Genomic DNA, 13,074 nt, shown 5'->3' with positions numbered 1-13,074 from the left:
TTCCTCGAAAGGATGAAGGCTGTCCGCATAGGTAAATGGCGGCTCATGGTTGTCTTCCTTTCAATTTACGGCCAGCTTCCTGTAATGATTCAAAAGTCCCCGCATCACTCCACCAATATTTCAGCATATCGTATTCAAGATGGCCGCGATGGGCATAAACATTATTCACATCCGTAATTTCGAGCTCGCCCCGGGCGGACGGAGCAATTTGCGAAATAATATCAAATACGGAAGTATCGTACATATAAATTCCCGTCACACAATATGAGGAAAGTGGAACGGAGGGTTTCTCTTCAATCCGGCTAATTAATTCTGGGTGATTCGGATCAAAAACTGCGACGCCGTAACGCCTAGCATCATTCACATGTTTTAGTAATATTTTAGCCGTTCCATCTGATTGCCTCATGTAACTATCGACAAATGGTTTTAAATTATCTACAAATAGGTTATCTCCTAACAGAACTACAAACCTCTCTTTCTCGTCCACGAAGCTCCTTGCAAGTTCGAGCGCTTCGGCAATGCCTCCTGCTTCTTCTTGAATACGATAGGTTAAATGCACTTCCCACTCTTTACCGCTTCCTAATAAATCGATAAACAATCCAGCCGACTGCTTACCCATTACAATAAGAATATCCGTAATCCCCGCCTGCCGCAGTCGATCAATACCATAGATAATCATAGGATACCTTCCGACAGGAAGTAGATGCTTATTAACCATCCGGGTCAGGGGATACAACCTTGATCCCGTCCCACCAGCCAAAATGATACCTTTCACTGTAGTCCTCCTCCTTCTGGTGTATCGTTACATCTCTTACATCTCTTCAATAAATTGATGGGGATTGACTTGCCATTTATGGATAAACAATCGGTAATTCCGATCGATTAATTCACTAATATCCTCCGTAGAATGCTTCTTAAAACTCGCGCTCCCCTCATGATGAACAAGTACATCTGCACACACGATAAGGCGATAACCTGCAGCTCTAATTCGGTAACAGTAATCATCATCTTCATAATGACCTGGTGAAAAAGCCTCGTCCAATACACCTACATTTCTCATCATGTCCCTTGTGAAAAGTAGGCACATACCAATCACTCGTTTAACTTCACGCCAGCGGGAAGGGTCTGACACATTATTAACTGCGGCCTGCTGTTGGAATTCTGCCTTATTCTGAAATTCAATTTCCACTTTCTGAATCCCACTGGCTTCATTCGTGACCGGGCCAACAAGACCAATATCAGCAGCACTGTAAAGGGCAATGGTCATATTTCGTAACCAGTTGGCTGTGACGGTCACATCATTATTCAGCAATAGAAGTCGGTTTCCCGAAGCGGCTGCTAGTCCGAGATTGCAGGCCTTGGGAAAGCCCATATTTACAGGCAATGAAACAAAAGTAATCTTCTCACGAATGCAATACTGACTCGTTCCATCCGTAGATGCATTATCAACGACAATAATTTCGTAGGGCTCTGACGTATACGTACGAATGGATTCGATGCAGGTCTTAAGTAAATGCAGACCATTATAAGTCGGAATGATAATACTCGTTAAATTTATATCACTGTTCATTTAGGCATTCCTCCGCATGGCAACATCTTTGCGGGACAATGGAACGGGCGAGCGTGCATCTTTAATTAGCCCCATAACCGTCTGTAATGCTTCCACATGATCTCCAATGATCATATGAGCAACTGGATTTCCTTGGCCCATATTGCCAGTACGAAGCCGATTACTCACAAATACATTCACAGTATCCACCTGAGCGACATGGAAACCTCCCGTAATTGCTAAAGCTTGCGCTTTAGGTGGAATCATCAGCGCCTCCTTACCTATGGTTGCGAGCACACCTGCGGATAGAGCATGAGGTACAGCTGTCAGTGAACTCGCTCCTAAATCGCTCCGTCCAAGCGCCATGTTCAGAAAACTTTTGCAGCGCGTCACATCGTCCTGATGCACGAACAATGGAAGAAATGGATTGATGTCATTTAGAGCCACATCACATCCTCCATCCACTGCATACATAAATGCTGCCAGCTGTTCAGCGGGAATGGGAATATCTCCGTCCGTGAACAAAATGATGTCTCCTCTAGCCATCCCAGCACCAATGCTTCGCCCAACATCATGTCCCAATCGTTCATCATAATGAACGATTGTTACCTGTGGGTGCTTGCGGGTAATCGAATAGCTGTTATCGTCGCAACCGTTGAGCACAACGATCAGTTCCTGTAGCGGAAGACGCTCTAGCTCGTTAAGGACTTGATCCAGACGATCTGCTTCATTAGATGCACTGACTACTGCGGATGCCGAAACATGTAATAATAATGGAAAAAAAGATTCCTTCTCCCCTGAACCGAGGCTATACCCTCTTACATACGCAGATGACAACTCCATCATGTGGCATAATCAGGCCGCATATCTAAACTTGAGGAACACCACTCCATAAAGGAATGCTGCATGTTATGATTCAAATGTAGTGCCGCTCGATGCTGCTCAGCACCATTTTTTTTACTTAATATGCCGTCTCTAACTCCTGCTTTCAGGGCATGCCGCATCCACGACGATTGGATACTAGATTTTCGCTTTCGGGAGGAGGTTGACTTGCGCAGGGCTGAAGACGTTCTACTTGGTACACTTTTCTTTTTGGTGGAGAGAAGTTTGCCCGTAGCCCTTCTTCTTGGGCTACTAGAATCAGACGACCTTAGCCTGCCTGGAGTTCCAGCAGCTTTATGTTTCACCTGCTTCACCTTCCTACCCGATTTCGTTGCCGCCCTAAATCCGTATACCCACATCGGGGCCCATTTTGCGAAATTACCCATTGTAGCGCCTGTAGATGATCCTGTATGACTAAAGGCTGAAGAGGATCTATCTCACCCAGCTTTCGCCTCTTTCGATTCATACGACCTACCGACACCTCATGTACGGTTTCAATGATAAGTCCAGATGTCGTTGCCTTTGCTAAAGCTACAGGAGGGACAGATAAACATTCTGCACCTAATGTATCTACCGCATGGCGGCTGAGCGCATGTGGGACAGCTGTCATGGATGCGCCCTTTAAATCACTTCGGGCAAGCATGGTGTTAAGGACATGCTTAGCTAACACGACGGGATGAGCTTTCGTCTGTTGAACGGGCCCACTATATCGGTTCAATGCCACATCGGTTCCCGATAACACCGCATTTACGAATGGGCGCAAATGCTTAGCGGCTATACGCATATCACCATCAAGATATAGTAGAACACTCCCCTTAGCAGCCTGAGTACCCACAGTTCTACCCACATCATGTCCTAACGCCTGTTCATGCCATATGACAGTCGCTCCCATTGAAGCAGCAATAGTCGCAGTCCGGTCCGTACATCCATTCGCCACCACGATAACCTCCTGCTCTGAATGAACAAGACGAGCTTGCTTGATGACATCCGCTATTGTTCGCTCCTCATTCATTGCAGGGATAATGATAGACACAACAGGCTCCGTTGAATTAACAGTTACTTGCACGGTAGGAACTTTGCGCTTCTTCATTTTAGATCGGACATGTGAACGGGACCTGCGTAGAATCGGTCTCGACATGAGGACATGAACCTCCCTGATGTAAATCTGTCATTCTATTGCATTTTATGCTGCCCATAAGAACCAGGTAACGGCGTTTGTGCCTGAACTAACGGATAAAATCATGATCAGCTTGCTCCCGTGATCATGTACGCATAATAAAGAGACGTGGGAGTATCACCCACGCCTCTTATCTCTTCATTTCAATTATTTGCGCCGACCCGCATCTCTAACGGTTCGAACTCCTTTAGAGAGTCTGTTCGATTTAGACGTTCCACGAGATTTCTGTTCATTCACCGATGTCAATTTCACTTCCTTTACTTCCTTTATTTCATCTACCTCTTTTACTTCATCTACCTCTTTTACTTCATCAACCTCTTTTACTTCATCAACCTCTTTTACTTCATCTACCTCTTTTACTTCATCTACCTGTTTTACTTCATCTAATTTTACTAATTCATCGACTTCATGGGAATTCTCTTTTTCATTCCATCCATCAATTTCATCCGATATCACTTCACTATTAACGTGTGCAGCATCGTTAGGTAGCGCCGTACGATGCGATGATTCAGAAGGTGCAGAGCCAAGAGCGATCCATGAAAGAAATCCAAATGACTCTGTTCCCCCTTCCCTTCGAATAACTTCGAGACTAGCCGAATCCTTACGCTGTGTTTTTAGAACCACATAGAAATCAGGATGGTTACACATCGCAACAATGACGTAGTGGATGCTAGGATAAGGGGTATCCAGCGTAACAACCACCTCTATCCGTGTCTCTCCTCCATTAAAGCCAAATGAAGTCATGCCAAATTGCTGAAGCGCAGGATTACCTGTTACGCTCTGTACAGGCGTAAATGATAAATGCTGCGGCGTTACCGTCTTATTAGCCAGATGACGTCCTTCAATGGCTGCATCCTGAACATGATTTGTGCTTACCGCTGATGGACTGATATGCCAATCCTTCACACTATCTGTCTGAAGATGGAGAGCGCGAATGGCTTCTGGCTGGATATGAATACTTCCTACAGCTCCAGGAGCAATCTTCTCCTGAGTTACCGCACCATTCTGCAAGGCTTCTTGATGAATCGAAGAGATGCTGAGATGCCTTTCATTAATAATGCCCAGCTGAATTTGTTCCTCGCCTACGGATTCGGGAGCTAAATGACGAAATTCTACAGCTCCAGATGCGATATGCCATGGTTGGATACTCTTCTCCTGCACATGTGAAGCTCCAACGGTTTCAGACTGTAGATGTTCGCTCGTGATCGCATTCAATGAAATTTTATCACCAGTCACAGCTCGATCTTGAATGGATTGAGCAGACACTGATTCAGGGGTCAAATGCTGTTCTTTGATAATACTTGTTTGAAGCTGCTGGCTGCCTACGGATTCAGGAGCTAAATGACGGAATCCGAGCGACGTTTGTGCCAAATGATGCTCTAGTATGCTCCCTGATTGAAGATGATGGGAGGCAATGGATTCATGCTGCAAATGATCACTGCCTACGGATTCTGGAGCAAGCTTAGCTGTGGTAACCGATTGATCCTGCAGTGCATCTTCCGAAATACTCGCAGAAGTCAGATGTTGCTCTATAATACTCCCTGGCTGAATATGGGCCTCACCTACAGATTTAGAAGCAAGCTTAGCTGCGGTAACCGATTGATCTTGTAGCGCCTCTTCGGCGATACTCGCAGAAGTCAAATGTTGCTGATGAATACTTCCTGGCTGAATATGAGCTTCACCTACAGATTCAGCCCCCATTTGACGGAAGCCAATAGCTCCTGGGGCTAGATGCCGCTGCAGAACGCTTTTTTCATGCAAATGAATTGAACGAATCGAAGCAGGTTGAACATGAATACTCCCTATAGATTCTTCTGCCAAGTGCCGTCCCTCAACCACTCCATTAGCTATGGACCTACTATTTACAGCTCCATCTGTTAACTGTTCGTTGCTAACGGAAGCTTTACCTAGTTTCTCTGCCGTAACACTTCCTTGTGCCAATTTACTCGCCGTAATAGCTGAATCTTGAATTTTATCCGTTGCAATACTCTCCGGTGATAGCTTGAGGGATGTAACCACGTGGTCTGCCAAATGTTGTGACGTCACCGCTTGGTCTGCCAGATGACGTCCATCAATCGCCGCATTCTGCACGTGCTTCGAGCTTACGGCAGCTGGGCTGATATGACAATCCTTCACACTCTCTATCTGAAGATGCACATCTCGGATTGCTTCTGGCTGAATATGGTTACTATCCACAGCTCCAGTCGCAATCTTAGCCTGAGTTACCGCACCATTCTGCAAAGCTTCTTGATGAATGGAAGCGATACTCATATGCCTTTCCCTAATAATCCCCGGCTGCAGTTGTTCTTCACCTACAGATTCGGCGGCCAAGTGACTGAATTCCACAGCACCTGAGCTAGATGCCAAGGTTGGATACTCTTCTCCTGCACATGGGATGTACCTATGGATTTAGGCTGTATATGATCACTCGTGATCGTATGCAGTGAAATTTTATCTCCAGACACAGCTCGATCTTGAATGGCTTGAACTGATACCGATTCAGGGGTAAGGTGCTGCTCTAAAATGATCCCTTCTTGTAGCTGCTGACTACCCACTGATTCAGGAGCTAGATGACGAAATCCGAGCGCTGTTTGTGCCAAATGATGCTCTAGAATGCTACCTACTTGAAGATGATGGGAAGCAATGGATTCATGCTGCAAATGATCACTGCCCACTGATTCAGGAGCAAGCTTAGATGAGGTAACGGCTTGATCTTGCAGTGCATCTTCCGAAATGCTCGCAGAAGTCAGATGTTGCTGCCGGATAATTCCGTGCTGTACATGATCACTGCCCACAGATTCAGGTGCAAGCTTGGCTGAGGTAACAGCTTGATCTTGTAGCGCCTCTTCGGAGATACTCGCAAAGGTCACATGCTCCTGCCGAATACTTCCGTGCTGAATATGGGCCTCTCCTACCGATTTGGATTCCATTTGCCGGAAGCCGATGGCTCCTGGAGCAATATGCCGCTGCAGAATACTCTTTTCATGGAGATGGATCGAACGAATGGATGCTGGCTGGACATTGATACTGCTTACAGATTCTCCCGCCAAATGCCGTCCCTCAATCGCTCCATCGGCTATAGATCTACTATTGACAGCTCCTTCGGTTAATTGCTCGCTGCTAACGGAAGCTTTACCTAGTTTCTCTGCCGTAACACTTCCTTGTGCCAATTTACTCGCCGTAATAGCTGAATCTTGAATTTTATCCGTTGCAATACTCTCCGGTGATAGCTTGAGGGATGTAACCGCATGGTCTGCCAAATGCTGTGGGGATACCACACCATTACTCAGATGTACGGACTGTATGCTGGCTGCTGCCAGTTTCTGTGCAATAACAGATTCATTCTGGAGTATCGCGGAATTCACACTATCCTGCTGCAAATGATGCGTCGTCACCGCGTTAGCAGCAATTTGTCTGGAATGAATCGCATCATCCTGAATCGTAGCAGCCCCAACGCTTCGATCAGCCAGATGGATGTTCTGAATCGCTTTAGCGCGGACGTGTCCGCTGTCAACCGCCTCTTGCGATAGAATGTGACCTTCAACCGAATCGCTTGCTAACTTCTCTGTAGTCACACTATCATTTTCTAACTGATCTGTAGAAATGGATCTTGCTTGAACATGACGTCTGCCAATCGCTCCATCCGCAATATGCTCTGCTTCTACTACCTGGCTTCCGATTGTGCGGGAAGTGACAACAGACTGCTGCAAATGACTACCACGGATGCTATCCTCTGCGATATGATTTCCTGCGATGATACCCGGCTGGACATGAGCAGCCAGAATAGCATTCGCCGCAATCTGCGTCTCATGAATTGCACCCTTAGCAATGTGTCGCGACTGGACCGCTTCATCGGCGATTTTTTGAGATAAAATACTTTGGTCAGCTATCTTCGAAGCCGTTATCGTCTGCTCCACGATATGAGCCGTACCAATGGATTGTTCTGCGAGTGCTCTAGAGCTTACGCTCTGATCAGCAAGATGCTTGCTTCCAATTTCACCTGTTCCAATATGTCTTCCAAGCAGCGTTCCATCTGCCAAATGATTGCCTGTTACTGCATGTGGCGCGATGATTTGCGAATTGACTGCACCGTCCTGCAGATGACCTGTACTAACTGCATCAAGTGATAATTGCTTCGGCCCTACACTGCCAGCTGCAAGCTGCTCCTGCCCAATCATTCCATTCTCAATAAGATCTGCTGTGAAAGATTGCTTGCGAAAATGTATGCCCTCCAAGGTGCGTTCCTGAAGCATATCCCCTGTTATTTCACCTTTGCGAATCTTAGAGCCTGTAACTGCTCCGTCTGCCAGTTTAGACGTATCTACTGCTTCATTGACTAAATGATGTGTCTTAATACTTGAAGCTGCAATTTTGGCTTCCGTTATGGATTGGTCGTATAGTAATTCAGTCGTAATCAGCAAGTTACTCAAATGTTTGGAAGTGATTGATCCATTAGCAATTTTGGAGGCATCAATCACTTGATCAGCCAGCTTAGCTACAGTAATACTACCGTCACGAATCTTCTCTCCGCCGATAGACTGATCTCGAATTTTGCTTCCTGTTAAGGCACTATCGACGATATGTTCCTCTCTTACGGACTCCAGAGCGATCTTTGGAGATATGACTGAGCCATCGGCTAAATGAACATGGGTTACTGAATAATCAGCAATCGATTCATTTCCAACCGCTCCTGGCTGAATTCTAGCGGAATCAATCGATCTTAGTGCAATTTTATCTTTCGTGACAGATCCGTCGCTCAGATCATCCGTATATATAAAAGCTCTAGATGGGTCTGGCATTTTCTTCGAGGCAAGCTGCTGGGCGAGCGGGATTTCCGCTGCTACCACCTGTTCCGTTGCGACCACCTGTTCCTCTGTTACAACGCTTTCCTCAGTACTCTTTCGCCCCTCTGTTGGAATATGTTCACGTTCTACAGATATTTGATTTTTTTCTTCCGTAATTTCAGTAATTAAATTTACTTCATCCTCTTCTACGGCAAATGATCTAATATTAGCTTGAGTACTTTTCTTCTCTACAGAGGGACTTATGGTTTTCTTGATCAAACTGAGCTCCTGCATGTTCGGATTATCTACATAGTATAGAGATTGAGATTTTTCCACCTTCGATTTGACAATTTTATTTTTTTTCTTCAAATGATTCACTCCTCCTTAACCGGGTTGCACCTTGTAACATCATATGCACCCCTTTAGGCTGGTGTCACCGCTTCGCAAGCATTTGCATAAGCTCGTGCCAGCGGTCGGCAGTATATTGCCAACGGAAGTGCTGAACAACTCTGCTCCGACCTGCGAGCCCCATAGATCTGCTAAGCTCATCATCCTGAAGTAAGCGAATCAAAGCAGCAGACAGATCTCTATCCAACCGATCTACTGGAAGTGTTAGGCCTGTTAATCCATCCTGAACAATTTCCGGAATCCCCCCTGCGGAAGAGGCAACTACGGGTACTCCGGATGCCATCGCTTCAACATTAACAAGACCAAACGCCTCGCCTTCACCTGAAGGTACGACAATGACATCTGCGAGTCTATACCACTTAGGCATTTCTGAATGTGAGACCAGTGGGATGAACGTAACATGATGCCGATAAGGAGTAGCAAGCTGGTGAAGCTTCGCCTCATAAGCTGTGGATGTACCTGATCCATAAAAAGCACTACCAATAATAACAACCATAACCTCAGGTACCGCCTTAACCAGATCAGGCAATGCCGCAAGCAAGTGATGAATCCCTTTAATCGGTAATAAACGGCCCGCATACATGATGATCTTGCGCCCAGTCCACCCCTGTTGCTGAAGCTGAGCTCTTCTCAAATTGTCCTGTTGCGGTGACCAGCGAGATGGAAAGTCGGCGATCGAAACACCGAGCCAATTAACATATACACGATCAGCTATGGCTGGAAATCGAGATTTCAGTTCTTCTCCGAGATAGGTACTATTCGCTACAATGGCATCCACAGATGCAACATAGCGAGCCGCTTGCTCATGACGAAGATGAGGTTCAGATATAAAACTAAGAGAGTGTAGAGACAGAGCCACCTTCGTTTGGGGAAGAGCTTGTTTAAGCGTATAGGCAATCCGTGGTCTATTCATTACATCAATAACTTGCGGACGCCAGTGTAATAGCGAAGCTTGAACAGACCGAATATAGGCAGATCCTTTTGGATAACGATGAACGGGTATCTTTCCAACTGACCCTATTTCATCTTTGCCTTCTCCACATATCCCGTATATACGGATATTTAAACCTTCTGCCGCCAGAGGGATGGATTGCTCTGCCACTCGCTCGACGGAGCTGCTGTTCCCGGATGGAATTACAAACGAACCAGGAGTGATGACCGCCACTCGGGGTTCATTCATCATAGCTCCCTCCCTTCACTAACATCATTTATGAAAAAATAGGCCACTTCTACACGGACAAACGTCCGTGGCTCCATAGCCTGAAATGCATACGATATACACAAAGCCTGTAACGGATAGCTAGGAGGGGTAGCTTTGTGGATTTCATACGTTGGGATTCTAGTGAATGCGGCCATGCACAAAGGAATCCCGCAGAGGAGAACAGGGCAAGAATCGATAACCAACTATGAAGAAGCCGCAAGATCATTCGGCTTAATTCCCTGTTTTATGCGGCTGCAGGATATACATTTGGAAAGTGGACAATGCTTAGCGTATGTGCTGAATAATAACGAATATGCTCGAATACGGCTTCCAATACCGCGTATTATTCATAATCGAGCTCTTTATTTTGATAAAAACTCGCGACACAAGATCGAACTTATGCTCGGACAGGGTTACCGAATTTTTAATGCTTACAACCGTTACGGTAAAGATGAGATTCATCATGTACTATGTAGTGATACACAAATTGCCCCGCACCTCCCAGAAACGATAAACGCCACATCCCTTTCCATTAAGGAAATGATGCGGCGATATGATGATATGATTATTAAGCCATGTGCAGGAAGCGTGGGCAAGGGTTTAATGAGACTCCGTTATAAAGGTTCCTCTTGGACACTAAAATTTTCACGAAGTGGTCGTGCCCATGATTGGCACACCCTTCGACTACGACGGCAGCAGCTTCCCGTTATATTGCTGCGACGCATGCGCAGTGTTCCATTTATTGTACAAGAGCGAATTAATCTGGCTGAGTACAATAAGCGTCCCTTCGATTTACGTGTATCTGTGCAGAGGGGAATAAACGGACAGTGGGATATTACTGGCATGTTTGCAAAAGTTGCAGCATCTAATGCATTCGTATCCAATGTAGCTCAAGGGGGAAGCGTGTTTCCCGTTAATGTTGTGCTGCCCTCCAGCTTGCCGAATATTCCAACAGGACGTATCGTTGCAGATGTAAGGGAGCTATCGATGCGAATAGTAATGAAGCTAGAACGCCATCTTCCTATGGTAGCCGATTTCGGACTTGATATTGGCATAACTTCTTTAGGTAAACCTTATTTTATCGAATGTAATGGTCGTGATCAGAGATACGGTTTTCATAAGGCGGGAATGTATGAAACGTGGAAAGACAGCTATCGCCAACCGATGGCATATGCACGTTATTTACACAATTCACAGGATTATATTGACCGGGTCGTGAACACTCTTTGATAGGATAAAGGGTATTTACGACCCTTTATTATTCATTTTTAACAACAATTAGGTCTCAAGCTTATTCTCCATGGTTATTGCTTAAAACGTCATTCTATGTCAATATATTTCAGAGCGCCCAAACGACTCCAAAATGATTGTAATGACCCGAAGGGAGATTAAGCATGGCAAAAGAAATACTGCGGCTGATGACCGAACTCTCCTCACATAAATGGATCTCCGCCATGATGGGACGTTTTTCTCATAGCAGAATCAGCAAACGCGTTATACCTACATTTATCAAAAGCTATCAAATCCCCGCCCATGAAGCGGAGAAAGAAATACATGAATATCGCTCACTCAATGAATTTTTTGCGCGACGTCTTAAGCCCGGCATGCGACCTATAGGTCAAGGAGATCAGGTGCTCACTAGCCCCGTCGATGGCAAAATTACGGCCATGGGCCGTATTAACGCGGGTACCCTTCTCAATGTAAAAGGACAAGATTATTCCTTAGAGGAACTGTTGAATTACTCCCCTCATTTGGAATTATACAAGCATGGCTATTTTTTCGTGCTTTATCTTAGTCCGACCGATTACCACCGAATTCATTCGCCTGTTACTGGCGTAAAGGTTGAAAGTGAACATATCAAAGGTCGTGCTTATCCCGTTAACGAATTTGGTATGACCCATATGAAGACCGTATTAAGCCGCAATGAACGACTCATTACGTATATCGCCCATAACCAAGGCGAAGTCGCCGTCGTCAAAGTGGGAGCTATGAATGTCAGCAGCATCCACTACAACGACAAAACCGTCACGCAGTGGCGTAACGGTGATGATCTAGCTTATTTTGAATTTGGATCGACGGTCGTGTTAATTACAGAAGATGACACTTTTACGTTAGACTCTAACATACATATGGGTGATGCCGTGAAGATGGGACAACTTCTCGGACAGCTTCATACTTCTCGCTCTAAAGCTCCCAGCTAATTGCCTTATCTTATTTCCACAACACCATAGATAAAATCCGCTGGAAGAGACGATCTGGCAGTAGAATCTTTACAGCTATCATCATCCTTGTCGCATGCGGCAGTGCATATCGCATCGAAGGGGAACGCCGGAGGGCGGTGTATGCTACCAGCCGTGCAACGTCACGTGGATCTCCGCCTTGCTCAGCACTTTGCTTGGAGAAGGTCATGACCTTCTCCAGCATGCCGCGGTAAGGCGAGTTGTCCTTGGTGCTCATTTGCGAGAAGCCCTTATCCCAAATCGGCGTACCATATGAACCTGGCTCGATCAAGATGACGTCGATCCCAAAGGGCTTCATTTCGAGCGCTAAACATTCACTAAATCCTTCTAATGCAAATTTGGAAGATGCATATGGACCAAAGCCGGGAAATCCCATGATGCCGCTGATGCTGCTCATTTGGATGATCCGGCCTTTTTGTTGCTCACGCATTAGAGGTAGTACGGTCTGCGTTACGGAAACAACGCCAATAAAGTTAGCATCCATCTGCTCACGCCATACTTCAAGTGGAATCGCTTCGATAAAACCACCATAGGCAGTACCTGCATTATTGACCAGTACATCAATCCGCCCATAGCGTTCATGAATTAACTCGACTACCTGCTTAACCTGTTCTTCAAGGGTCACATCCAGCTCAATGACATGAACATGCTCGGCAACTCCAGCCTCCTGAGCAGCATCCATTAGCTTCCCTTTAGCTTCAGGCCTGCGCATACCCGCTATAACGGTAAAGCCCCGCAGTGCAAGCTCCACACAGATGAGTAGTCCAAAGCCACTAGAACAGCCGGTGACCAGCGCAACTGCTCCTGGATCAGCTCTACGCATACATCTCCTC

The 13,074-nt window shown here is 45.9% G+C and carries 11 protein-coding genes; 2 read left to right on the top strand and 9 right to left on the bottom strand.

From position 1 onward, the window contains the following. Positions 1-43: 43 nt before the first annotated feature. The 8 genes from JCM16418_RS12460 to JCM16418_RS12430 form a co-directional block, all read right to left on the bottom strand. On the bottom strand, positions 44-775 hold the full coding sequence (locus tag JCM16418_RS12460) for a sugar phosphate nucleotidyltransferase (protein ID WP_036649248.1): 732 nt from the start codon (positions 773-775) through the stop codon (positions 44-46). Positions 776-811: 36 nt separating this feature from the next. After that, complete coding sequence (locus JCM16418_RS12455) at positions 812-1,570, bottom strand: glycosyltransferase family 2 protein (protein ID WP_242403821.1); 759 nt, start codon at positions 1,568-1,570, stop codon at positions 812-814. After that, positions 1,571-2,395 (bottom strand): glycosyltransferase family 2 protein, encoded by an 825-nt coding sequence (locus JCM16418_RS12450; protein ID WP_242403820.1) that lies wholly within the window; start codon positions 2,393-2,395, stop codon positions 1,571-1,573. Beyond that, on the bottom strand, positions 2,392-2,736 hold the full coding sequence (locus JCM16418_RS24660) for a hypothetical protein (RefSeq protein WP_148298798.1): 345 nt from the start codon (positions 2,734-2,736) through the stop codon (positions 2,392-2,394). Before JCM16418_RS24660 ends, JCM16418_RS12450 begins: the two co-directional genes overlap by 4 nt. A gap of 5 nt (positions 2,737-2,741) precedes the next feature. Next, positions 2,742-3,569, bottom strand: a complete 828-nt coding sequence (locus tag JCM16418_RS12445; protein WP_242403819.1) for a glycosyltransferase family 2 protein — start codon at positions 3,567-3,569, stop codon at positions 2,742-2,744. 186 nt (positions 3,570-3,755) lie between these two features. After that, positions 3,756-5,975 (bottom strand): WIAG-tail domain, encoded by a 2,220-nt coding sequence (locus JCM16418_RS12440; RefSeq protein ID WP_036649245.1) that lies wholly within the window; start codon positions 5,973-5,975, stop codon positions 3,756-3,758. Continuing rightward, complete coding sequence (locus JCM16418_RS12435) at positions 5,921-8,761, bottom strand: hypothetical protein (RefSeq protein WP_036649242.1); 2,841 nt, start codon at positions 8,759-8,761, stop codon at positions 5,921-5,923. Before JCM16418_RS12435 ends, JCM16418_RS12440 begins: the two co-directional genes overlap by 55 nt. Before the next feature lie 64 nt (positions 8,762-8,825). Then, positions 8,826-9,983 carry a glycosyltransferase family 4 protein gene (locus JCM16418_RS12430; protein ID WP_081765420.1) on the bottom strand — a complete coding sequence of 386 codons (1,158 nt, stop codon included), beginning with the start codon at positions 9,981-9,983 and terminating at the stop codon, positions 8,826-8,828. 132 nt (positions 9,984-10,115) lie between these two features. Here JCM16418_RS12430 and JCM16418_RS12425 point away from each other — a divergent pair, with 132 nt between their 5' ends. Both JCM16418_RS12425 and asd read left to right on the top strand, forming a co-directional pair. Next, on the top strand, positions 10,116-11,231 hold the full coding sequence (locus tag JCM16418_RS12425; protein ID WP_242403818.1) for a YheC/YheD family endospore coat-associated protein: 1,116 nt from the start codon (positions 10,116-10,118) through the stop codon (positions 11,229-11,231). Positions 11,232-11,395: 164 nt separating this feature from the next. Then, positions 11,396-12,202 (top strand): archaetidylserine decarboxylase, encoded by an 807-nt coding sequence (asd, locus tag JCM16418_RS12420; protein WP_036649235.1) that lies wholly within the window; start codon positions 11,396-11,398, stop codon positions 12,200-12,202. Positions 12,203-12,212: 10 nt separating this feature from the next. Here asd and JCM16418_RS12415 read toward each other — a convergent pair whose 3' ends face one another. Next, a complete protein-coding gene (locus tag JCM16418_RS12415) occupies positions 12,213-13,064 on the bottom strand; it encodes an SDR family oxidoreductase (protein WP_036649233.1) in 852 nt (283 codons plus the stop codon). Between the last annotated feature and the right edge of the window lie 10 nt (positions 13,065-13,074).

The sequence above is a fragment of the Paenibacillus pini JCM 16418 genome (genome assembly GCF_000576305.1).
Taxonomy (GTDB): domain Bacteria; phylum Bacillota; class Bacilli; order Paenibacillales; family Paenibacillaceae; genus Paenibacillus_AQ; species Paenibacillus_AQ pini.
Note: the sequence above shows the minus strand (reverse complement) of the source record. Positions and strands in the feature narration are given on the sequence as shown.